Origin of the sequence: Prescottella subtropica (assembly GCF_005434945.1) — a bacterium.
Classification (GTDB): domain Bacteria; phylum Actinomycetota; class Actinomycetes; order Mycobacteriales; family Mycobacteriaceae; genus Prescottella; species Prescottella subtropica.
On sequence record NZ_SKCH01000020.1, the window covers coordinates 1 to 22,072 of the forward strand.

At 68.9% G+C, this 22,072-nt stretch carries 27 protein-coding genes and 1 tRNA gene; 11 read left to right on the forward strand and 17 right to left on the reverse strand.

Annotation, left to right across the window (positions count from 1 at the left end; all coding sequences use genetic code 11):
- Positions 1–230 precede the first annotated feature (230 nt).
- The 10 genes from E0497_RS15660 to E0497_RS15700 all read right to left on the reverse strand — a co-directional run bounded on the left by E0497_RS15660 (position 231) and on the right by E0497_RS15700 (position 6,691).
- Positions 231–476, reverse strand: coding sequence for a hypothetical protein (locus tag E0497_RS15660; protein ID WP_137725725.1), 246 nt, complete (start codon positions 474–476; stop codon positions 231–233).
- 744 nt (positions 477–1,220) lie between these two features.
- Positions 1,221–2,111: a major capsid protein gene (locus tag E0497_RS15665; protein WP_137725726.1), complete on the reverse strand. Its 891-nt coding sequence runs from the start codon at positions 2,109–2,111 to the stop codon at positions 1,221–1,223.
- Between the two features lie 14 nt (positions 2,112–2,125).
- On the reverse strand, positions 2,126–2,503 hold the full coding sequence (locus tag E0497_RS15670) for a DUF2190 family protein (protein WP_137725727.1): 378 nt from the start codon (positions 2,501–2,503) through the stop codon (positions 2,126–2,128).
- Positions 2,491–2,889: a helix-turn-helix domain-containing protein gene (locus E0497_RS15675; protein WP_161987428.1), complete on the reverse strand. Its 399-nt coding sequence runs from the start codon at positions 2,887–2,889 to the stop codon at positions 2,491–2,493. The genes E0497_RS15670 and E0497_RS15675 overlap by 13 nt, the downstream gene beginning before the upstream one ends.
- Complete coding sequence (locus E0497_RS20455; RefSeq protein WP_161987429.1) at positions 2,882–3,169, reverse strand: hypothetical protein; 288 nt, start codon at positions 3,167–3,169, stop codon at positions 2,882–2,884. Before E0497_RS20455 ends, E0497_RS15675 begins: the two co-directional genes overlap by 8 nt.
- A gap of 562 nt (positions 3,170–3,731) precedes the next feature.
- Entirely contained in the window at positions 3,732–3,974 is a 243-nt protein-coding gene (locus tag E0497_RS15680) for a hypothetical protein (RefSeq protein ID WP_137725729.1), read from the reverse strand.
- Positions 3,975–4,109: 135 nt separating this feature from the next.
- Entirely contained in the window at positions 4,110–5,351 is a 1,242-nt protein-coding gene (locus tag E0497_RS15685; protein WP_137725730.1) for a hypothetical protein, read from the reverse strand.
- Positions 5,348–5,842, reverse strand: coding sequence for a DnaB-like helicase N-terminal domain-containing protein (locus tag E0497_RS15690; RefSeq protein ID WP_137725731.1), 495 nt, complete (start codon positions 5,840–5,842; stop codon positions 5,348–5,350). Before E0497_RS15690 ends, E0497_RS15685 begins: the two co-directional genes overlap by 4 nt.
- 154 nt (positions 5,843–5,996) lie before the next feature.
- The gene (locus tag E0497_RS15695; RefSeq protein WP_137725732.1) at positions 5,997–6,488 is read right to left on the reverse strand and encodes a hypothetical protein; all 492 of its coding nucleotides are present in this window, start codon (positions 6,486–6,488) and stop codon (positions 5,997–5,999) included.
- Positions 6,485–6,691 (reverse strand): helix-turn-helix transcriptional regulator, encoded by a 207-nt coding sequence (locus tag E0497_RS15700; RefSeq protein ID WP_137725733.1) that lies wholly within the window; start codon positions 6,689–6,691, stop codon positions 6,485–6,487. Before E0497_RS15700 ends, E0497_RS15695 begins: the two co-directional genes overlap by 4 nt.
- A gap of 279 nt (positions 6,692–6,970) precedes the next feature.
- On the opposite strand from E0497_RS15700, the gene E0497_RS15705 reads away from it, so the two are divergent.
- On the forward strand, positions 6,971–7,492 hold the full coding sequence (locus tag E0497_RS15705) for a helix-turn-helix domain-containing protein (RefSeq protein WP_137725734.1): 522 nt from the start codon (positions 6,971–6,973) through the stop codon (positions 7,490–7,492).
- 6 nt (positions 7,493–7,498) lie between these two features.
- Positions 7,499–8,650 (forward strand): tyrosine-type recombinase/integrase, encoded by a 1,152-nt coding sequence (locus E0497_RS15710; protein WP_137725735.1) that lies wholly within the window; start codon positions 7,499–7,501, stop codon positions 8,648–8,650.
- 48 nt (positions 8,651–8,698) lie between these two features.
- Here the strand turns inward: E0497_RS15710 and E0497_RS15715 are convergent.
- The 4 genes from E0497_RS15715 to E0497_RS15730 all read right to left on the reverse strand — a co-directional run bounded on the left by E0497_RS15715 (position 8,699) and on the right by E0497_RS15730 (position 10,194).
- A tRNA-Ser gene (locus E0497_RS15715) sits at positions 8,699–8,789 on the reverse strand.
- A 51-nt stretch (positions 8,790–8,840) separates the two neighbouring features.
- Positions 8,841–9,038: a CsbD family protein gene (locus tag E0497_RS15720; RefSeq protein ID WP_137725736.1), complete on the reverse strand. Its 198-nt coding sequence runs from the start codon at positions 9,036–9,038 to the stop codon at positions 8,841–8,843.
- A 137-nt stretch (positions 9,039–9,175) separates the two neighbouring features.
- Complete coding sequence (locus E0497_RS15725) at positions 9,176–9,634, reverse strand: nucleoside deaminase (protein ID WP_137725737.1); 459 nt, start codon at positions 9,632–9,634, stop codon at positions 9,176–9,178.
- The gene (locus tag E0497_RS15730) at positions 9,631–10,194 is read right to left on the reverse strand and encodes a tRNA adenosine deaminase-associated protein (protein ID WP_137725738.1); all 564 of its coding nucleotides are present in this window, start codon (positions 10,192–10,194) and stop codon (positions 9,631–9,633) included. The genes E0497_RS15725 and E0497_RS15730 overlap by 4 nt, the downstream gene beginning before the upstream one ends.
- Before the next feature lie 49 nt (positions 10,195–10,243).
- Between E0497_RS15730 and E0497_RS15735 the strand changes: the two genes are divergently transcribed.
- Positions 10,244–11,209, forward strand: a complete 966-nt coding sequence (locus E0497_RS15735) for a prephenate dehydrogenase (RefSeq protein ID WP_137725739.1) — start codon at positions 10,244–10,246, stop codon at positions 11,207–11,209.
- Entirely contained in the window at positions 11,206–12,561 is a 1,356-nt protein-coding gene (locus tag E0497_RS15740; protein ID WP_137725740.1) for an amidase, read from the forward strand. Before E0497_RS15735 ends, E0497_RS15740 begins: the two co-directional genes overlap by 4 nt.
- A 7-nt stretch (positions 12,562–12,568) precedes the next feature.
- On the opposite strand, the gene E0497_RS15745 is transcribed toward E0497_RS15740, so the two are convergent.
- Positions 12,569–13,153: a putative glycolipid-binding domain-containing protein gene (locus E0497_RS15745; protein WP_137725741.1), complete on the reverse strand. Its 585-nt coding sequence runs from the start codon at positions 13,151–13,153 to the stop codon at positions 12,569–12,571.
- A gap of 68 nt (positions 13,154–13,221) precedes the next feature.
- A complete protein-coding gene (locus E0497_RS15750; RefSeq protein WP_137725784.1) occupies positions 13,222–14,274 on the reverse strand; it encodes a hypothetical protein in 1,053 nt (350 codons plus the stop codon).
- A 112-nt stretch (positions 14,275–14,386) separates the two neighbouring features.
- Here E0497_RS15750 and E0497_RS15755 point away from each other — a divergent pair, with 112 nt between their 5' ends.
- The 7 genes from E0497_RS15755 (at position 14,387) to E0497_RS15785 (ending at position 21,083) form a co-directional block, all read left to right on the forward strand.
- A complete protein-coding gene (locus tag E0497_RS15755) occupies positions 14,387–15,550 on the forward strand; it encodes a DNA cytosine methyltransferase (protein ID WP_170312986.1) in 1,164 nt (387 codons plus the stop codon).
- A gap of 22 nt (positions 15,551–15,572) precedes the next feature.
- On the forward strand, positions 15,573–15,998 hold the full coding sequence (locus E0497_RS15760) for a very short patch repair endonuclease (RefSeq protein ID WP_137725742.1): 426 nt from the start codon (positions 15,573–15,575) through the stop codon (positions 15,996–15,998).
- Between the two features lie 60 nt (positions 15,999–16,058).
- On the forward strand, positions 16,059–16,889 hold the full coding sequence (locus E0497_RS15765) for an NAD-dependent epimerase/dehydratase family protein (RefSeq protein WP_137725743.1): 831 nt from the start codon (positions 16,059–16,061) through the stop codon (positions 16,887–16,889).
- A gap of 34 nt (positions 16,890–16,923) precedes the next feature.
- Positions 16,924–17,721 carry a class I SAM-dependent methyltransferase gene (locus E0497_RS15770; protein ID WP_161987430.1) on the forward strand — a complete coding sequence of 266 codons (798 nt, stop codon included), beginning with the start codon at positions 16,924–16,926 and terminating at the stop codon, positions 17,719–17,721.
- On the forward strand, positions 17,718–18,455 hold the full coding sequence (locus tag E0497_RS15775) for an SAM-dependent methyltransferase (protein WP_137725745.1): 738 nt from the start codon (positions 17,718–17,720) through the stop codon (positions 18,453–18,455). The genes E0497_RS15770 and E0497_RS15775 overlap by 4 nt, the downstream gene beginning before the upstream one ends.
- Entirely contained in the window at positions 18,452–19,354 is a 903-nt protein-coding gene (locus E0497_RS15780) for a mycobacterial-type methylenetetrahydrofolate reductase (RefSeq protein WP_137725746.1), read from the forward strand. Before E0497_RS15775 ends, E0497_RS15780 begins: the two co-directional genes overlap by 4 nt.
- Before the next feature lie 121 nt (positions 19,355–19,475).
- On the forward strand, positions 19,476–21,083 hold the full coding sequence (locus tag E0497_RS15785) for an acyl-CoA synthetase (RefSeq protein WP_137725747.1): 1,608 nt from the start codon (positions 19,476–19,478) through the stop codon (positions 21,081–21,083).
- Between the two features lie 13 nt (positions 21,084–21,096).
- Here the strand turns inward: E0497_RS15785 and E0497_RS15790 are convergent, their stop codons facing one another.
- Positions 21,097–22,023, reverse strand: a complete 927-nt coding sequence (locus tag E0497_RS15790; RefSeq protein WP_137725748.1) for a D-isomer specific 2-hydroxyacid dehydrogenase family protein — start codon at positions 22,021–22,023, stop codon at positions 21,097–21,099.
- Between the last annotated feature and the right edge of the window lie 49 nt (positions 22,024–22,072).

Here is a 22,072-nt window from a genome sequence, read left to right on the forward strand (position 1 = left end):
TCCTGGACCTCCCGGCGGACGCCTGGATCAACAAGCCGCCCGCACACGGCGACGCGGTCGTCTCCCGCCCGGATCAGGCCGCCGCGTAACACCCGTTGGACTCATTCACCTTGACAAGTTCCGGGCGAGGGCCAGGAGGACGCGGACGTTCACGATGAACGTGCCCTCCGTCCCACGCACCCCGGCAACCAAGGGGGGTGCGCCGGACTCACACCCCTCACGATCGGCCGTCAGAATCGCTCACAGAATCGACGCACAGCCACGCAACCACGACGGTCGATGTGCCTGGGTGCGATCTCGACACGCTGCTTCGGCGTGTAGGTCTTCCCATCCGTGCCGGTGACCGGACGAGGCTCGGCAGGTGTATCAGTTTGAGACACCTCACGAAGATCGCCCTGCACCGTGTTGATGCTGTTGCCCGTCGCGGATGCGATTGCCCGGATCGACAGACCCGAGTCCCGCAGCGACGCAACCACCCCCTGACGCTCCTCACGCGGCAACCGAATCCGGCTGGTGCCGAACTCCCGCAGCCGATGAGGTGACTCAGAATCACCCCACCTCGAGCGGGCCTGACTGGGGTTGAAGCCCGAACAGGTTTCCGGTGCCGTCACCGAAAAGCAGAACACCCCGGCCTCCGTGGTGGAGGCCGGGGTGACGTACGTGTCGGGTCAGCAGCCCCAGCCGGTGCGGCGTGCTCCGGGTGCAGCTCCCCGCACTGCGGATGCCGGCGTGATCTTGATGACCGGAATCTTCATGCCGGCGACGGCGCGGGAGTTACGGCCGGTGCCGGACTTCTCCTAGCCGTACGTCTTGATGAATGCCATGTCGTGATCCTTTGTTCGGGTTGGTGCCAGTCCTGTGGGCGGGCGTGGTGTTCGGCGCTGGTCGGGTCTCGGGATGTGAAGGAGAATCGCCCTTGTCGGGTCGAGTCCGGCACCCTATCCGGCCATGCATTCCCGTTCCCCCGGAGTGGAAACCGTGGGCGGGTGAGTTTGACGCCGAAGTCCGAGGGGCCGGCTAGTCCGGCCAGCGTGCCGCGCCGACGCCAGGTTCAGGGACCGGGGTCAAGGCGTCGAGGAGTTCCCCGGCGGCGGGGTCGGCGCGTAGCTGTGCAAGCCAGTGCGCGCGGCGTTCGGGTGGGATACGTCGTGCCTTCACGGCGGCGTCGACACGGTTAACACGGTCCTGGCGTGCGCGACGCTCACGGTCGTTCGTCACGGCTACTCGAGTCCCACGATCTTCTTCACGGCGCGAGGCTGATCGACCGCGTACGACGGCACCGCGTAAGCCTGAACGACCTTGCAGCGGTTCTCCCGCTTGTCGATGTACTCGACAGCCAGCGGGGTTTCGTAGCCGACGTATCCGGCGCCGCCCTTCTTCAGGACGTACGCGGTGCCGGTGGCGACGTAGGGACTGGACTTCAGTTCCAGTCCGGTCGATGCCAGGACCGCGGCGAGGGTGTCGCCGTATCCGATCCGCAAATCCGCTTCCTGCTGTGGGGCAACGAGAAGCAGATCGTGCTTGATACCGAGCTGTTCCTCGTCGGCGGCGAGCTGCGCCCGAACCATGTCGGCAAGGGGCCGCTGCGCGTTCGGGGTGATCTGATCGAGGGGGCCGACCGTGATCAGATCGGACCACTTCGCCGACGACGCGATCGTGCCCTTACCGGGAAGCTGGTCGAGGGCCTGCTCGACAGCAGCCAGCGCGGACAGATTCAGCTTCCGGACAAGGGTGTTCGTCAGCTGGCGGACGTTCAGGTTCAGGGTGGAGGTGTCGTTGCGGGCGATCTCCTCGTCGGTGACCTCGAACTTGGCGCCGTAGTCACGCACGGCGGCGACACGGTACTCGGGATCTACCGCTCGAACGACGCGGTACTCGTCGCCGGGGGCACGTTCGACGACATCATCGGCCGTGTACTGGTCGCCGGGCCGGCCGACCGGGTGAACGATGCCGCCACCGATCACAGGGCCACCGTAGGGCCGGAAGAACGCCGACAACAGCTCCTCCTTCTCCGTCAGTTCCTCGGCCTTCGTGCGAATCCACGACGGACTCGACATCACCGTCTTGACGAGAAGGGTGTCTTTCTGGAGTTCGGGGGTCAGGATTCCCATGTGCGTACTCGCTTTCAGGAGTTCAGGCTGATGAGGGCGTCGGTACCGGGTGCTGCGGCAGTGATGGCGTATCCGACGGGGATGCCGTCCGTCAGTGGTGCCGCCTTGCCGTCTGCACCGACCTGCACCTCAGCGAACGCGGCCACAGTGCCGGCGGCGGTGACCCGGACGACCCGTGAGGCGCCTCGAGCGATACCGACGAGGTCACCGGATGCGGTGTCGTACTTGGCGACTCCGCAGACGCGGCCACCGGTCGGGGCGTGACCGACCGTCACGTTCCCCTCGGATGTGTTACCTGTGATCCGCAGGAAACGCTTCGCGGTGATCGCGGCGGCCGCACGTCCTGTGATGTCCAGGCCGGGACCGTAGACGTCGATACTCAAATTGGGCATCGAATGTCCTTTCGTTGGGCGGCGCGTTCGTGTACTGCGTCAGCGGGGATGAGCCAGCGGCCGCCGGCACGTTGGGCGGGCAGTCTCCGTCTCCGGCACAGTGCGCGAATGTTCTCGGCTGTGCAGTCCAAGATTTTCGCCGCGGTTTCGGTGTCGAGCAGGTTCGTTGTCGATACTGCACCAGCCGAGAACACCGGATCTTGCCCTGTCACGTCGACGGAATGCTTTGCGGAACAAGCAAGTTGACGTTCAAGAGTGAACACGCGAGGCACCGGTCGTCGGCGCTGCTCATCGAGTACCCGGATCAGCAGACGCAGTGATGCCGCCAAGAATGAGGCCGTGTCGTCGTCGATCACGGTGCCGCGGATCTGGACAAGATCAGTCACAGTCGACACCCCCGGCCAGTTCCTCGGAGATAAGCGCCGACTCGATCCGATCGAGCCATTCGAGGACCGATCCAGCGTCGACCGCACCCTTACCGATCATCGCCGACATGAAGTTGACGCCGATCTCGACGAGAGGGCCGGCCAACTGCGGCAGACGCTCCAAGCCGGCAGCGACAGTCACATGATGGTCGAACGTGGCCGTATCCCCGATCAGTCGAGCGCGGACCAGGGCGGCGGCGCGGTGACAGTCGGCGGCAGTGGAAGCGAATGTGTCAGACATGGTCTTTGGTCCTTTCAGAACCGGGCATCGGTGCAGCGTGTGGCAGGTTTCGTCCGTGAGTTTCCGGGCGCCGTAAAAAAAGAGAGACTGGCGGCCGAAGGAGTCTCGGACCCCCTCCCCTCAATAATTTCGGGGGGGTCATCGACCGGCCTCGATGGTGTCGACGATCCGATCGGCAAGTTCGAGTGCGGCCGGCACCGGCAGTGAGATGTGACTGCCGATGTTCACTCGGCCCTGTGTGTCGAGCGCGATGGGGATCGGCCGGCGGTGGTCATCGCAGCGACCGGATGCGGACCGGGTACGCCTGACGCAGCCGTCGGTGCGGCAGGCTCGGCGCGGGTGGTGGTGTGTCATCGGGTGGTCTCCTGTCGGTGGATCGGGCAGTAGCGGCCGTGGATCAGGTACGGGCAGCCGGAGTGTTGGCAGCGGCTCGGCGGGCCGTCCACGGCGACGTGAGGGGCCGCTGCACGTAGCTCTGGACTGCGGAGGGAAATGACCTGAATCGCCGGCCACGGAGTCAGGGGACGTTGGTGGGTGCCAGCGATCGCCAGGCCCCCTAGGGTCATGCGGTCCGCCTGGCGGGTGTGAGGTTGGTGTGGCAGTGCTGTCGTTCGGCGCAGATGCTGCACAGGGTTTCGGCTACCTGTCGGGCTTGGTGTCGGATGAGTGGCGGGGTGCCGGGGTCGGGGTGGAGTGCTTGGTCGAACAGTTGGTGCCGGCCGATACAGAGCGCGGCCGGGAGGTTCTGCCGGTCCCGGAGGATCGCGGCGAGCAGGTCGATCGGGCCGTCGTAACGCTTGGTCATCGGGTGTTCCCTAATCGGCTGGTGGTGGTGAGGGACGGGCAACGCAGGGGGGACGGGGGGACGAAGCGTCCCCCCTGCGTTGTCGCAGGTAGTGGCATGTTTCGGGTGGGGGGACAGACCGTCCCCCCGTCCCCCTTATGCGAGCGCGTACCGCCCGGGCTGCTCGGCGACGATTCCCTCGACGATCAGTTCGGTGAGAGCCGCGTCGAGGTGGCGTTTCAGCTCGGAGCGCATCGAGTCTCGAACCAGCTTCCGGGACGCCGGTCCCCCTCGTTCCAGCCGCCGAACGACAGCGGCTCGGGCGCGGTCGTGGAGGCGTTGGTCGGCCCGGTCCGCGATGATGTCGGCCTCGTCGGCCTTCGCTTCGGCGCGGGCCCGGTTCGTTTCCCGTGCGCGTTCGGTGAGGGCACGTTCGATCCCGGCTCGGGTGCGGTCCGATTCCCGGATCACGACGCCGGCGAGACTCCAGTCCTCATCGCTGACGATGCTGCGGCCGTCGAGGATCATCAGGCCGGCGGCAACCTTGAGCCGGGTCAGCATCCGGTGCCCGTCGAGGGGGTCGACGTCACCCTCACGGAGCATCGCGAGCCGGTGCGCGTCCATCGCCGTCCGTGCCGTGTCGGGCACCTCGAGATACACCGTGTCGGCCCCGAACCTCGGCAGCTTGACCTTCACCTGATCCGGGACGGCCGGCGGACTGTCGGGGGCGGTGAGGTCACTGACCCGCGTCCACAGAATCCGTTGCGTCATACCGCCGTCAGCATCGTTGAGCAGTGGCGCGGCCTTGAGCGGCTGAACGCCGATGATGAGCGGGGCACGGTAGCTGTGGGCGGCGACGATGGATCGGGTGGCCTTCGATGCGTTCGCGAAGCCGATCGGCTCTCCCGAATACACCTTCCGCAGCTCCCCCATGATCGTTGCGCCCTGGCGGGCACCGAGCGCGGCGAGCGTGTCGATCTCGGGGGCGGTGAACAGGATTCGCGGGTTCGGGTTCGGCTCGTCGTCGTCGGTGCCGGCGGGGCGGATGGATCGGGCGACACCTTCACCTGATCCGAGGGGCAGCTCGGGCGTGTGGATCGGTTGCCCGTTGTGGTCGACGAAGATCACGGCGTCACGCGACGCGCCTTCACAAGCGCCCTTGCCTCCACCGGACGGGCCGACGAGCGCGACAGCCACATTCAGCGACGCCGGGGAACCGATGGTCGGCGGCAGCTGCACGTTCGGTCCCACGCAGGCCAGGGCGCGGGGCAGGATCGCACCGAACGTCCCCCACGGCGCGGCGCGGCGTGCTCGGGCGTAGTCGTGAATGTGGGTGAGGATCGGGCGGGCCGTCCAGAACGTTTCGACGGTGTGCAGTTCGGTGACAGTGGCATTCATGCGGCCTCACCTCGCAGCTCGGCGAGACGGCGTTCATGCTTGACCACGTCGGTGCCGGCCTGCCGGAGCAGCGGCAACAGATCGCACTCTGCGAACGTGTCAGCGGCCTCGACGAGCGCCTTACCGAGTTGTTCGTAGCGGGCCCGGTACGCCTGCGCAACAAGCGCGGTGGTGTACGTGTGCGGGGCAAGATCGTTCGCGGCCGCACCACAGGTGACGGCGTCGAGCAGGAACCGCTTCACCATGTCGGTGAGCAGTCCACGCCGTCCGAGTTCGTCGTTCACCGCGGTTCCGTCGTGGGGGCGTCCGGCGTGCAGCAGCTCCAGGACGACGTCGAGGATTGTTCGGGCGGCAGGTGTTTCGATGTCGTCGGCCTCGACGAGTGCCGCAGCCTTGCGGGCGTCGTCGGCGCTGGACCAGATCAGGGAGCCGATGGTGAGGTGTTCGAGGGACGGTTCCGGGCCGATGGGCCGGATGTTGTTGTCAGGCACTGTGTGCCGCCTTCCGGGTCGGGGCCGGGCGAGAGAGTAGGCTCGCCCGGCCCGCGGGGGATGATTCAGTCGAGGTCGGACTCGGCTACGTCGGAGATGAGCCACATGAGGCTCTGCATCACGAGCAGCGCGGCGAGGATGATTTCGAGTTCGCTCACGACAGGTCCTCGCGGTAGTCGGCGGCGTCCCGGATCGAGGTCTCGTCACGGCGGACGGTGCGCGTCATCGACTGGTACGTCTCGTACAGCTCGGCCAGGACGGCGATCAGCTGCGGGACGTGTTCGACGGGCAGGTCGGTGTCGTGCTGCACGGTCTTGACGAAACCCACCGTCCACAGGGGTGTTTCCGGGTTTCCGTCGCTGTCGCGGCCGTCGAACCGTTCGAGTGCGACCAGGATCGGCTTGAGCAGGTCCGCGTCTCCGTACGGGATACGCTCACCGACTTCGTGTTCGCTGATGATGGTGACCTTGCCAGCACCGGCTTTGAGGTCGGCGAGGACTTCGGCGCTGGTCGGGGTGTGGCCGTGGCCGGGGTTCGGTATGGTGGGCATCGGATCTTCTCCTTCGTGGATGTTGGTGTTGGTCTCGTTGCCCTCGATGCCCTGCACGGCGTCGGGGGCGTTCTTGTTGGTGGCCTTGTCGTTCATGCCGCGCCGGGGCGGTCGTCGGTGCGCTGCATGGTGTGCGCGTCCACCCACGCTTGGACGTCGTCCCACCGGTAGATCACGCGCCGGCCGTGCTTGACGAACTTCGGTCCGATCCCGCGGTATCGGTCATTCGCCAGCTTCGCGGTCGTGGTGCGGAGAAACGCGGCCACCTCATCGGGTGTCGCGAGAGGAGATTCAGGCATATCAGCCTCCATTTCGTTCGAGTGTGGTCACGCATCGGTTCCGTTCCCTCACGAAGGTGTGTGCCTCCCGACTGCTGTCGGGCCTCTCCGTGGTGTGGCAGCACTAGCTAGGTGCTCCCGTATCTGCGCCGATGCACTGTGTTCAGTTGAGAAAGAACCGCCTTGACTGGGTGTTTGATCACCCGCGCAATCAGTTCTACAGTGATTGAGCGCGAGTTGCAACAGGCGCTTACGGATGGGTGATGGAAACCCCGCTCATCCACGTGGCACCCTGCAAACATGGAGATCACCAGGAAGGTCGGCGGCCCTATGCCTCGATACACCGTTGCTCCCGGCTTGAAGGGATACGAAGAAGTCGACGTATCCGTGAAGGCCAGCGAATCGGAAACCCTCACCTACGACATGACTGCAACGGTCAAGCCGGACGGCACAGGCAGGTTGGTAGTCACCAAACTCGTTGTCGAGCAGGCCCCCGGTGGTCCGCCTGTGCAGCGTGGTGAACTCGGCAAGATCCAAATGGAACCGATCGTGAGGTTCGTAGCGAGCAACGCGCTCGAGGTCGCTGACGGCTACACGTCGATACCGGGACACCCAGCGTTCTGGGAGCGCGTAGAGCGCGACGGGCTCACTGACAGTGACCTCCCCGAACTTGCCCGCGTGTACCGGTGGGTGCGACTACAGGAAGGCCGGCCAACCGCGGCGCTCGCAGAAGCCCTCAGTCTGTCCCCTGCAACTGTGCGACGGTGGCTCGCGAAGGCCGTCGAGGCCGGGTACCTCACCCAAGAAGAGCGAGCGAAGTAGCAGCCCGTGGCAACGATTGAGTCGTACGACACGAAGGCCGGCAAGCGGTACCGGGTCCGGTACCGGACACCTGATCGGCGGCAGACCGACAAGCGCGGGTTTCGTACGAAGCGGGACGCGGATGCGTTCGCGGCCACGGTCGAGGTCGAGAAGCTGACCGGGTCGTATGTCGCGCCGGCACTCGGCCGGGTCACCGTCAGCGAGCTTGCACCGGACTGGCTACAGCGCAAGGAATCCGACGTAGCGCCGTCGAACTACCGCACCCTCGACTCGGCATGGAGGGTCCACGTACAGCCGCGGTGGGGTGACTGCCGTATCGCGGACATCGAGCCGATGCAGGTCGAGCAGTGGATAGCCCGGATGCAGCGAGAAGAGACCGACGCGGCCGGCACGGTCACGAAGAAGAGCGCCGGCGCAACCACGGTGATCCGGGCGTACGGGGTACTCGCGTCCATCCTCGACGACGCGGTGAAGTCTCGGAGGTTGGCGAGCAATCCGACGCGGGGTGTCGAGAATCTGCCGAGGAAGACCGGGAAGCGGCACGTCTACCTGTCAGCCGAGGACGTGGGGCGGCTCGCGGATGAGGCCGGGGTCCATCGGCCGCTTGTCCTCACCCTCGCCTACACCGGTATCCGGTGGGGTGAAGCGGTCGCGCTGCGAGTGAAGGATGTGGAGTTCCTGCGCCGTCGGCTCACAGTCCACGACAACGCGGTGCAGCTCGGCGTCGATCACGCGGTCGGGCAGACGAAGAGCAAGCGGGCCCGGTCGGTGCCGGCCCCTCAGTTCGTCCTCGACGAGCTGTCGATCCTGTGCCGCGGGAAGACCCCCGACGATCTGGTGTTCTCCGGCCCGGACGGGCGGTACCTACCGAGACCGAAGTCGGATGGTGGTTGGTTCTCGGGCGCGGTGAAGCGGGCGAAGGTGCAGCGGGTCACCCCTCACGATCTTCGGCACACGGCGGCGTCGTTGGCGATCAGCGCCGGCGTCAACGTGTTGGCGCTCGCCCGGATGCTCGGGCACACGTCGGCGAAGATCACGTTGGACACCTACGCGGACCTGTTCGACAGCGATCTCGACGCGGTGGGCGTCACTCTTCATGCGCGGTATTCATCGGCCAGTGTGGGCAATAAGTGGGCAGACGGAGCCGAATCGAGCTGACTGACGGCACGAAAAAGCCCCTCACCTGCGAACAGGTGAGGGGCTTTATGGCGGTGGCGGAGGGATTTGAACCCTCGGTACGGGGTTACCGTACACAGCATTTCGAGTGCTGCACCTTCGGCCGCTCGGACACGCCACCGCCGAGAACTGTACCGGAGTCGGCGCTCAGCCTGAAATCGGCAGGTCAGCGCTATTTTCCGGTGAGTTTGTCCTTGATGGTGGTGGTGGCGTCCTTGATCTTTTCGCCGGCGTCCTTGACGGCGGATTCGATCTGGTCGCCTTTGCCTTCGTTCTTCAGGTCGTCGTCGTCGGTGGCGTTGCCGACGGCCTCTTTGGCTTTGCCGCCGAGGTCTTTCGCCTTGTTCTGGGCTTTGTCCGCGATTCCCACGAGTGACCTCCGTGGATCCGTCTGCGAAGGGCGCTCGGTCGAGCACCTGTCTCCACGACAGCACGATCTGTCGCCGAGCGCACGGGGTCACCTTCGAGGCGCCCCGTACGAGATCGGTGTCGCTGCTGGTCGGGGTGTCAGCGCTGGGTGCGGAAAAAGTTTTCGAGGATGCCGGCGCACTCGGGTTCGAGGACGCCGCCGCGCACTTCGGGGCGGTGGGTGAGGCGGCGGTCGCGGACGACGTCCCACAGGGAGCCGACGGCCCCGGTCTTGGGTTCCCATGCCCCGAACACGACGCGTTTCACGCGGGCGAGGACGAGGGCGCCGGCGCACATCGTGCACGGTTCGAGGGTGACGGCGAGGGTGGCGCCTTCGAGTCGCCAGCCGTCGCCGTGGATCCGGGCTGCGGCGCGCAGGGCGAGGACCTCGGCGTGCGCGGTGGGGTCTCCGGTGGCTTCGCGGGCGTTCGCGGCCCGCGCCAGTTCCACTCCGTTCGCGTCGAACACCACCGCGCCGACGGGCACGTCACCAGCAGATGCCGCCGCAGCAGCGTCGAGTGCGACGCGGATCAGGTGTTCGTCGTCGTGCAGGGTCACCGGGGCAGTTTGTCGAGTGCCGCCGACAGTTCGGCGTCGAAGCCGCAGCGCTGCGCGATCATCGTCAACTGCTCGTCCGGGTACAGGTCGGTTTCGGCGAGGATCACGCCGAGGACGGCGTCGGGCAGACCCAGGTCGGACAGCACCGCCAGATCTCCCTCTTCCCACGGTTCGACGTCGTCGAGGTCGTCGGGGTCGATGTCGGGGATCGGGACGTTCAGTGTGTCGAGGACGTCGGCGGCGATGTCGTAGTCGATGGCGGCGGTCGCGTCGGAGATGAGCAGGCGTGTCCCGGTCGGTGCGGGCCGGACGATGACGAAGAATTCCTCGTCGACGTCGAGGAGGCCGAACACGGCACCGGAGCTGCGCAGCTCGAGCAGTTCCTTCTCCGCGATCCGCAGGCTGGTGCGTGCCCCGCCGGTCAGTGGCGTGCACGTCCAGCGGCCCTCCTCACGGACGACGGCCATACCGAAACCGTCCATGTCCTCGACCGACTCCGCGTCGAGGTCGTCGACCGATCCCCTGGAGGCGCTGTTGTCGTTCGCGCGCTGTGCACCCATGCGGGCAACGGTAGCCCGCTCGGCGCCTCCATAAGAAGTCCAGCGGTGAATGTGCCAACCTGTTCGGGTGGCTCTCTCGGTTCCCGCATCTGACGTCTGTGTTCTCGGCTTGGGCCTGATCGGCGGATCCGTCCTCCGTGCGGCTGTCGCCGCGGGTCGCACCGGGTGGGGCTGGAACCGGTCCACCGGCTCGGTGGACGCCGCCCGCCTCGACGGTTTCGACGCCGACACCGACCTGGTCGCGGTGCTGCGCCGCGCCGCCGCATCGTCGGCGCTGATCGTGGTGGCGGTGCCGATGCCGGCGGTCGACGCCACGCTCGCGGCGATCGCCGAACACGCCCCCGGTTGCCCGGTCACCGATGTCGTCAGCGTCAAGGCCGAGGTGGCGGCGGCCGTCGCCCGGCACGGTCTGCAGGGCCGGTTCGTCGGCGGGCATCCGATGGCGGGGACGTCACAGTCCGGGTGGGAGGCCGGGGACGCCGACCTGTTCCGGGACGCAGTGTGGGTGGTGAGCGCAGACGACGGCGTCGACCCGCACATCTTCGGGAAGGTGACACGGCTGGCACTGGACTGCGGGGCGGTGGTCGTGCCCGCCGAGTCGAGCGAACACGACGCCGCGGTGGCCCGTATCTCGCATCTTCCGCACGTGCTCGCCGAGGCGCTGGCGTCGTCCGGGGCGGCGGGCGGCGACCTGGCGCTGGGTTTGGCGGCCGGATCGTTCCGGGACGGCACCCGCGTCGCCGGCAGCGCACCGCCGCTGGTGCGGGCGATGTGCGAGGGCAACCGGGACGCACTGCTGACCGCTCTCGACGAGACCCTCGAGGTCCTCGCGCAGGCACGCGACGAGTTGTCCGGGCACGGCACTCTCGCCGGACTCGTCGAACCCGGGTATGCGGCCCGGCTGCGTTACGAGAACCGGGAACGCTGGACCATCACCGGCATCGACCCCGGTTCCGAGCGCTGGCGCGAACGAATGCGTGACGCCGGACGCCGCGGCGGGGTGCTGCGGCCGTGAGCGGTTCGGGAGTACGGGGACTCGCCGACCAGGCACGGGCGCTGGCCACACGCGAGACGACGGCCACCGCGCACGTCCGCGCGACACTCGACGCACTCGACGGCCTGGCCGGGACGCCGTGGGAGAACCTGGTGGCGTCCCGGTGCGACGACGCCGCCCTCGCGGCCGCGGCCCGCGCGGACGAGGCGCTGGCGGCGGGTGACTGGATCGGCCCGTTGCACGGGATCGCGGTCGCGGTCAAGGACAACATCGACGTCGCCGGGATGCCGACCCGCTGCGGCAGTGCGGTTCTCGCGGACGCACCGCCGGCCGTCACCGATGCGCGGATCGTCACGCGGCTGCGGGAGGCCGGGGCGATCGTCGTCGCCAAGACGCATCTGCACGAGTTCGCGTACGGCCCGACGGGGGCCGTGAACGTGTCCGGTCCGGCCGCGCACCCGCACGATCCGGGTCTGATCCCGGGCGGCTCGTCGTCGGGGTCGGCGGCACTGGTCGCGAAGGGGATCGTCCCGCTCGCAATCGGCACCGACACCGGTTGCAGCACAAGAACCCCCGCAGCACTGTGTGGGATCGTCGGGTTCAAGCCGAGTGTCGACGCGCTGCCCACGTCGGGGGTGTTCCCGCTGTCGACGACGTTCGATCATGTGGGCCTGCTGGCCGCCGACGTCCTCGGCGTGGCGCTCGCGTGGGGGGCACTGCCCGGTGTCGCGCACGTGCACACCCCCGTCGCGGGGCTGCGGATCGGCCGGCTGCGGGGAGCGAACTGGGACGCCGAGGATCCCGGGATCGCGGCGGCTCTCGAGCGTGCCGTCGCGGCGCTCGTCGATGCCGGCGCCGAGGTGATCGACGTCGACCTCCCGGAAACCGGCGCATTGCTGGACGCCTATCCGGTCGTCACCGGGTCGGAGGCGTACGAGACGCATCGCGACTGGTTCGAGGCACACCCCGAGCGGTATCAGCCTGCGACGGCGGCGCTGCTGGCGGCGCAGCGGGACCGGCCGGCGGTCGACTACATCCACGCCGTCCGTAGCGTCGAACGTCTTCGCCGGCAAGCCCTTTCCCGGCTGCGCGGCGATCTGCGGCTGGACGGGCTGGTCACCGCGACCACTCCCCTGCGGTCCGTCACCCAGCAGCAGGCCCTGTCCCCCGACCCGTCGGTGGCGCGAGTCCCGTTGCTGCGCATGTGCAGCCCGTTCAACGCGCTCGGTGTTCCGGCACTGTCGGTGCCCGTCCGGGTCGACGACGGCACCCCGGTCGGCGTCCAGGTGGTCGGGCTGCCGTCCACGGCCGGCGGGCACGGATCGCATCCGGCGGAATCGGTCGCGCTGGCCTGCGCGCTCGCAGTGAGCTGACGCCCCGTCAGATCCGCTGCGCGAGACCCGGATAGTCGAGGACGAAGCCGTCGGCGTCGACGGTGACGGACGACGACGACACCGGGGACAGGACGTGGATGCCGTCGGCGCCGCTGCTGTAGGTCAGGGACGCCTCCTGCACGGCGAGGTCGGGCAGGTTGACGTACACGACGGGCACCTGGACGTCCTCGGATTCGTGCTGCAGACCGAACCGCCGGATGGGCAGGGTGTTGAAGAACGGGCTGAGGACGACGTCGACGTCCTTGGCGCCCGCGAACCCGGACCGCAGGTGGGTGGTGCCGGTCTCGACCATCCACACGCCCTCCTCGTCACGGCTGATGGACATGTGCCGTTCCCCCGCGGCGAGCGCAGTGTGCAGGGACAGGCGCCGGGTCACACCGTTCTCGTCGGTGACGAGGTCGTAGGACGCGCTGAAGGCGGGATGTTCGGGGCATGCGCCGCCGACGACGCGTCCGGTCGCCTTGATGCGGTTTCCGCTCAACTGCACCCGTACCGATTCCATGCGGGGCGCGGAATGCGCGCGCCACGTCAGGACGGCAGGCCAGGGTGACACGATGCTCGGGGTGCTCACGGTCTCTACGGTAGGCGACGGAGGGCGTCCGGACGGGGACGGCGGGCGGGATTCGTTCGCACGCGTCGTCATTCGGACATTCCGCCGGTCGCGTCGCGGCGTTCCAGGACGGCGATCCGGCGGGAGAACACGACCAGGGTGAGCAGTCCGACGGCGACGTTGACGAGTGCCCCGAATTCCTCGGCCGCGACATCGAACACCTCGGTGAGCAGGATCGTCACCAGCGCGGCGGCGCGCAGCATCCGGACCGGCCAGATGCTGCCGGTACGCAGGCGTGCGATCGCCACCGCACACAGCGTGAATGCGGCGCACGAGCCGCCGAACTGCCCGAGTGTGGTGATGTCGCTGCCGGTGCCGCCCTCGAGGTCCTCGGCGAGCGTGGCGACCGCGTGCACCACCCCGGCCGTCGAGAAGAGGGCGAGCACGACCGCGGCCACCCACACCGCGCGGACGCCGTCGAGCACGATCGCCACCCGCGCGCGCAGCCACCGGCCGGCGCCGTCGAACCGGCCGGCGGGCCGCGGCACGCACCGGAACAGCAGGTCCTCGACGCTCACGACCGCACCGGGGTCGGCGCCGGCGGTCGCGGCCCGCCGCAACTGCCGGTGCGCCCGCTCCCGTCGCTGTGGGGTGAGTCCGCGGACGAGTCCGTCAGCGGCCGCGGCGGCGGCGTTCGCGAGGTCCTCGTCCGCCGATCGTCGGCGCACGTCGTTGATCCACCGGTTGAGGACCAGCAGCGCCACCACGACGACGTACATGATCGCGACGGACGGCTGGAAGAAGTAGTCGTTCGTCTTGGTGACGAACTTGCCGACCTCGTCGAGGAACAGCCCGAATCCGATACCGCCGGCCACGACGGCCACCACCCGCGGCAGGGCACCGAGGAACGAGAAGACGATCACCAGGGCGATCACCATCGCCAGCCCACCCCACAGGGCGTGCGCGATGTGCAGCGTGGACCCGCCGATCTGCGGGTAGCCGGTGGCGTGCAGGTAGGCGCGGGTGACGAGGATCGTGAGGATTCCGATGACGACGAACGCCTCGACCAGCGCGCCGGCCCGGGCGTCCCGCAGCAGCCGCGGTGGCCGGTTCCCGGTCGAACGTTCGACCGTGGTTCCCATCATCACACGCCCCTCCCGACCCGTTGTGGCGCTCACCGTATACCGGTGTGACCGAGACCCCTCGGCGGACTCGAGTAACGTGCTCCTGTATCTGTGCGTGAGGAAGGGTGTTGTGACGTCGACCGGGAACATGGTGGGGCTGTTCGCCGGTATCGGCGGAGTGGAGTCGGGACTCCACCGTCACGGCTGGGAAACCGAACTGTTGTGCGAGATCGATCCGGGTGCGCAGCAGGTGCTGCGGACCCGGTTCGCTGGCGTCGAACTGCACGGTGATGTCACGAAGTTGCGGTCTCTGCCGGCCCGCACCGAACTGGTGGCGGCGGGTTTCCCGTGTCAGGACCTGTCGCAGGCCGGGCGGACCGCCGGGATCACCGGTTCCCGATCGGGCCTGGTCGACGAGGTGTTCCGGCTGGTCAAACGCAAAAAAGGCCCGCGCTGGCTGCTGATCGAGAATGTCCCGTTCATGCTGCAGTTGGGTCGGGGTGCGGCGATGCGGCACATCACGGACGCGCTCGAGGATCTCGGCTACACGTGGGCGTACCGGGTGGTGGACGCCCGCGCGTTCGGGTTGCCGCAGCGCCGGCAGCGGGTGCTGATGCTGGCGTCGCGCACCGACGATCCGCGGGAGGTGCTGTTCGGGCAGGACGCCGGTGCCCCCGGCGAGGGTGATCCGGCGCAGTTCCCGTGCGGCTTCTACTGGACCGAGGGTGTCCGCGGGCTCGGCTGGGCGGTCAATGCGGTGCCGACGCTCAAGGGCGGGTCGACGGTGGGGATCGCGTCGCCGCCGGCGGTGCGGTTGCCGTCCGGGGAGATCGTCACGCCCGGTCTGATCGACGCCGAACGACTGCAGGGTTTCGACGCCGACTGGACGGCCCCGGCCACCGAGTTGAAGGGGATCCGTAACGGGCACCGCTGGCGTCTGGTCGGCAACGCGGTGAGTGTGCGGATGGCCGAGTGGGTGGGCGGACGCCTCACCGAGCGGATCGCCTACAGCCCCGACCACGAGACACCGCTGCGGCCGGGCGACGCGTGGCCGAGCGCCGCGTGGGGCCGGAACCGGCAGGCGTTCCGGGTGCACGAGTCGCACTGGCCGGTGCAGCACCCGTACGAGGACCTGAGCGGGTTCCTCGAGCATTCCCAGCTCCTCTCGGCGCGCGCGACGGCCGGGTTCCTCAAGCGGGCCCGCACCGGCAGCCTGCGGTTCCTACCGGGTTTCCTCGACGACGTCGAGAACCATCTCGAGCGGATGGGCGGCTACCCGGCAGCGGTGGCCTGATCCTGCTGCGAGGATGAGGTCGATGGCCTCCACCTCTCGGACGACCCCCTCGACCGATCCTGCGACGAGCGCCCGGATGCGGAAGCAGCGGCGCCGCGACACCGCGCCGGAGATCGCGTTGCGCCGGGAACTGCACCGTCGTGGCGCCCGGTTCTTCGTCGACCGGGCCCCGCTGCCCGGTCTGCGGCGGCGCGCCGATCTGGTGTTCCCCCGCAAACGGGTCGCGGTGTACGTCGACGGCTGTTTCTGGCATTCCTGCCCGCAGCATGCGACGGCCCCGAAGCGCAACGCGCAGTGGTGGGCGGACAAGCTGGCGGCCAATGTCGTTCGCGACCGCGACACCGACGTCCGGCTCACCGCGGCCGGCTGGCGGGTGGTGCGGGTGTGGGAGCACGAGGATCCGGCGGATGCGGCGGATCGGGTGCAGTCGGCACTCGCCGGCGGATGATCGGTCTCGAATCGGCTGCGAAACCGGCAGGGGCACCGATCGTTTCGTAGGCTCACAGGAATGAGGATCCTCGTCGCCGGCGCCGGTGGCGTCGTCGGGCTGCCACTCACACGCGAGCTGGTCTCCCGCGGTCACGACGTCGTCGGCACGTCACGGAATCCGGACGGGCGGCCCGAGCTGCGCGACGCCGGCGCCACCGTCGTGCGGATGGACGCGTTCGATCGGTCGTCGGTCGAGCATGCGGTGGCCGAGGCCCGCCCGGACGCGGTGGTCCACCAGCTCACCGACCTGTCCGCCGTCGATCTCGACGACAACGCCGAGTTGCGCATCGTCGGCACCCGCAACCTCGTCGACGCGATGCAGCGGTTCGGTGTCGGGCGGCTGGTCACGCAGTCGATCGCGTGGCTGTACGCCGACGGGGACGGCCTCGCCGACGAGACGGTGGCGCTGCGGGAGCCGTCCGGGCCGGCGGCCCGCACGATCGAGGGGGTGGCCGCGATGGAACGCGCGTCCGCCGAGATCGAGCGGCACGTGATCCTGCGCTACGGGAAGCTGTACGGGCCGGGCACCTGGTACTCCCCCGACGGCGATTTCGGGCGTGCCGCCCGCGACGGCGTGTTCGCCGGCAACGGCGTCGAAAGTTTCCTGCACATCGCGGACACCGTCGCCCCCACCGTCGCGGCACTGGACTGGCCGACCGGGATCGTGAACGTCGTCGACGACGAACCGGCCGGTCCGGCCGACTGGGTGCCGACGTTCTGCCGCTGGGTCGGCGCGCCGCAACCGACCGGTCTCGATGCCGGACGCGGGCGCGGCGCTGCGAACGGCAAGGCCCGCGGCCTCGGCTGGGCACCGGCGTACCCGACGTGGCGGGCCGGCATGTCCGGTTGACCGGCAAACATCCGAAGAACAGGGAGATGATCACGTGGACCGCGCGTCCGAGTCCGAACAACTCTCGACACTCGCCTCCCCGGAGAGGCTGGAGAAACTGCTGTTACCCGGCACGACCTGCGTGCCGTCGTCGAACGGCTACCTCGACACCATGCCCGGAGAATTCGTCGCCCCACCGGGCCGGGCGCAGGCGGCGTGGCAGTCGTCGTTCGGTGCCGCGTTCTACCAGTGGATCCACCGATCGCTGGCGTCCGTGCTGGCGCCCGGCATGTCGACGGTCGGTTCCCAGTTGCACCTGGACCGGGGGCAGACGGTGGTCGACGTGGGTTGCGGGCCCGGCAATGTGACGCTCGGGTTGGCCGACACGGTCGCCCCGCACGGTCTCGCCGTCGGCGTCGACGTCTCGGAACCGATGTTGACGCTCGCCGCCCGCCAGGCCCGGCCGAACATGGGTCTGATCCGGGGGAACGCGATGTCCCTGCCGTTGAAGGATCATTGCGCCGACGCCGCCTGCGCCACCGCCGTCATCATGCTGGTGCCCGAACCCGCCGCGGCGCTGCGGGAGATGATCCGGGTCGTGAAGCCGGGCGGATGGCTGCTGGTGATGGTCCCGTGCCGGCAGGAGATTCCGGCCGCGATCATCGGGCGCACGTTCATGAGTGCCGTCGGACGTTTCGGCGGCGCACGGATGTTCACTCCCGACGAGTTGTCGACGCTGTTCGAGGAACTCGGCTGCGAACGCATCCACAGCCAACCGTTGTCCACGATGCTCACGGTGCGTGCCCGCACGCCGGCGGCACGGAAACCCGCATCGGGAAAGGAGCAACCATGAGTACGGAGGCACCTCGCCCCACCGATTTCGACGCCCTCTACCGCGGTGATTTCGACGCCCTGACCGGTGATGCACCGTCGGGGCCACCGGGTTTCCGGTTCGATCGGGTGCCGTGGGACATCGGGGAGGCGCAACCGGTGGTGCGCGCCCTCGAATCCGAGGGTGAGATCGAGTCGGATGTCCTCGACATCGGTTGCGGCCCAGGCGAGAACACGATCTTTCTGGCCGGCCACGGCTATCGGGTGTGGGGCCTGGATGCGGCGCCCGCGGCGATCGACATCGCCCGTGGGCGGGCCCGCGACCGGCGTGTCGGAGACGCGGTCACGTTCGAGGTGGCCGACGCCACCGATCTGGGCGGCTGGGCCGACCGATTCACCACGATCGTGGACAGCGCTCTGTACCACTGCTTTCCGGAGGGGAAGCGGGCCGCGTACGTGGCCGAACTGCACCGGGCGGCACGCTCGCAGTGCCGGCTGCACCTGCTGTGCTTCTCGGACCGGGTCCCGGACGGTTTCCCGGGGCCGTTCCGGATCGACGAGGACAACCTGCGCGGCACCCTCGCCGACGGGGGCTGGCACATCCGCCGACTCGAACGCACCACCTACACCACCGCGATGACACGCGCCGATTTCGAGGGCCACGACGAGGTGGCGGCCCTGGCGGCCGAACTCGGCCTCGACGCGAACGGCCGACTGCTCGCCCCCGCGTGGCTGGCGACGGCCGAACGTCGTTGACCTCCCTGCACACGGTGGCGCTGGAACTGGTGCCGCCGGAATTGTCCGCGGGCCGGGAACGGGCCGTCGCGGAGGCCCGGTCGGCGGCCGAGTTGTGCCGACGGCACGGGCTGGACCGGCAGGTGCGGCACGTCATGCTGCCCGGGATCGTCGCCGAGGATGCGGGCCGGCCGGTCCCGGTCACGCCGCGCATGGACGTCGCCGATTTCTGGGAGGTGGTGGACGACGTATTCACCGGTGCCGTGTCCGGGCTGTGCGCGCAGGTCACCGTGTTCGACGACGCCCCGCACCTCGATGCGCGGGTGCGGCGGCTACGCGACGCCGGGATGGACGGTGTCGTGTTCGTCGGCAAACCGCACGGGGCGACGGCGTCCGGGATCACCCCGGTCGAGGCACTGACCCGCTACCGGTCCCTGCTCCCCCACCGCGGTGTGATCCTCATGCCCACCCGGCGCGGTGAACTCGACCGGTTCGTCGCCAAATGCGAACGGGGAGCGACGTTCGCGCTGACCCAGCTGTTGTACTCGGATCGGATCGTCGGTCTCCTCCGGGATGTCGCGGACCGCACCCCACTGCGTCCGGAGATCCTGTTGTCGTTCGGGTTCGTGCCGGGTATCGAGCAGCGAATCCGCTTGATCGACTGGCTGATCCACGACGACGGCAACGACGACGCCCGCCGCGAGCAGCAGACGGTCGCCGCGCTCGCGGGTGCCGACCCGCAGCGGCGCCGACGCCTGCTCGTCGAGCACTACCGGCGCGTCGTCGACGGCGTCCGCGGCCTCGGGTTCCCGCTGAGCCTCCATCTCGAGGCGCCGTACGGGGTGTCGGACGCGGCGTGCGCGACGTTCGCCGCGATGCTCGAGCAGTGGGCGCCGCGGGTGGACGACGGCTCCCGCTGAGCGGTACCGACGCCCAGGATCTGATCGAAAACGGACACCTGGAACGTGTTCTCGCGATACTGTCCGCGACGTACGGCCGATGCGCTACCGGTGTCGGCCGAGGTACCGGAAGGGAACGACGATGCAGTTCAATCTCGCCGACATCTTCGAGTCCGTTGCGGATGCGGTCCCGGACCGTGTCGCGCTGACGTACGAGGGTCAGAACCTGACGTATGCGAGCCTGGACGCCGAGTCGAACCGGGTGGCGCATTTCCTGGCCGGGGCCGGCGTCGGCACCGGTGATCATGTCGCCCTGTTCCTGAAGAACAGCATCGAGCACGTCACCTCGATCCTCGGTCTGGTGAAGATCCGGGCCGTCCCGATCAACGTCAACTACCGGTACACGCCGGCCGAATTGGAGTACATCTTCACCAACTCCGACGCCGCCGCGGTCGTCGTCGAACTGCCCGAGCACCAGCGCACCCTGGCGCCGCTGCTCGACGCCTGCCCGCTGGTGCGCACGGTGATCGTCGTCGGCGATCCGGTCGACGAACTGGTCGCCGCGGCCGGCGCCCGCTCGATCCCGGTGGTGGCGTTCGCCGAGTCCGTGAACGCACCGACCACCCGCGACTTCGACGCCCGCTCCGGTGACGACGTGTACGTGCTGTACACCGGCGGCACCACCGGCTACCCGAAGGGGGTGATGTGGCGGCACGACGACTTCTTCCGCAAGCCGCTGTCCGGCGGCAACCCGTACGGTGAGGGCTGCCGGGCGGATCTCGCGGAGGTGGCCGCGGCCGCCAAGGAGTTCCCCGACATGGCGTTCCTCATCGCCGCCCCGCTCATGCACGGCGCCGCCCTGTATTCGCTGTTCACGTTCTTCACCCTCGGTGCCCGCGTCGTACTGATGCGCGACTTCGACCCACGCAAGGTCGTCGAGGGCATCGAGAAGGAACGCCTGCAGGTGATCCTCATCGTCGGTGACGGCATGGGTCTGCCGCTGGTCGACGAGATGGAGCGCCGCAAGGGCGAGGTCGATCTCAGTTCGCTGTTCTCGATCACCTCGGGTGGCGCGATCTGGTCGGTGAGCGTCCGGGAGCGGATGCTGGCGGTCAAGCCGGAGTTGTTGCTGCGCGACAACTTCGGCGCGTCGGAGTCCGGTAACGACGGCGCGTTCACCGTCGACGAGGACGGCAATCTGCGGATGGCGCCGTCCCCGAACATGACGCTCGTCGACGAACGACTCGACGAGATCGCGCCCGGCTCCGGCGACATCGGCTACATCGCCCGGATCGGCAACGTCCCCCTCGGCTACTACAAGGACGAGGAGAAGACGGCCCGCACGTTCCCGGTCCGCGCCGACGGCGTCCGCATCTCGATCCTCGGCGACATGGGCCGTATCGAGGCCGACGGCACCATCGTGTTCCTCGGCCGCGGCTCGCAGTGCATCAACACCGGCGGCGAGAAGGTGTTCGCCGAGGAGGTCGAGGCGGCGCTGCACGCGCACCCGTCGATCTCCGACGCCCTCGTCGTGCCCCGGCCGGACGAGCGGATGGGCCAGCAGGTCGCCGCCGTCGTCGCCGTCTACGAGGGCGTCGCCGAACCGACACTCGACGAGGTACAGGAGCACTGCCGGAAGACGTTGGCCGGCTACAAGATCCCCCGTACCGTGGTCATCGTCGACGAGGTCAAGCGCACCCCCGCCGGCAAGGCCGACTACCGCTGGGCCACCGAGACGGCGTCCGCGTAGGGGGCCGGCGGAGTCAGTACCCTGCTGCCGGGTCGATCCGGGCGAGCAGATCGTCCCCGGCCGCGAAGCGGCGCACGTTCTCGGCGACGTGCTCGGCGTAGGCGGGCGCACGCAGCGACGGCGGGTTGGAACAGTGCGGGGTGACGATCACGTTCGGCAACGTCCACAGCGGATGCCCGTCGGGCAGCGGTTCGGGATCGGTGACGTCGAGGCCGGCACCACCGATGCGCCCGGCGCGCAGGGCGTCGACGAGGGCGTCGGTGTCGACGAGCGGGCCACGCGCCACGTTGATCACCCACGAGTGCGGCCGCAGCCGCGCCAACTGGTCCGCACCGATCAGGTGCCGGGTCGCGGCGGTGGCCGGGGCCGCGACGACGACGTGGTCGACGGACGCGAGAACGTCGTCGACCCGGTCGGCGGGCAGGGTCTCGGCGGCACCGTCGACGGGACTCCCGGACCGGTTGACGGCGACGACGGTCGCACCGACCGCCGTCAGCATCGGGATCAGCGCCCGGCCGATGCCGCCGGCCCCGAGGATCGCAACACGGGAGCCGCGCAGCGTGCCGACCTTGCCGAAGAACTCCCGCTGCCGCCACGTGGTGGCCGACGCCTGCTCTGGTAGCGCCCGGACCCCGGCGAGCAGCAGGGCGAGGGTGTGCTCGGCGACGGTGGCCGCGAACGCGCCGGCCGACGACGTCCACACCACGTCGGGACGACGCTGCATCACGCCCGCCGCGAACCACGCCTCCACCCCGGCCGACGGCAGCTGCACCCAGCGGATCGCGTCCGGCAGTTCACCGGGGAACTCCGCCGGATCGTTACCCGCCCACACCAGGGCGTGCGCGTCGGCGAGCGGGACGACGGTGCTGCCGGCGGCGGTGATCGCGTCGGACAGCAGCGGATCGGGACCGGGGCCGAGGGCGACGGGGACGGCGGGCATGCGGGGCTCCTTCGGGAGGTGAACGTCGTGACCAGTTCACACCGGACGC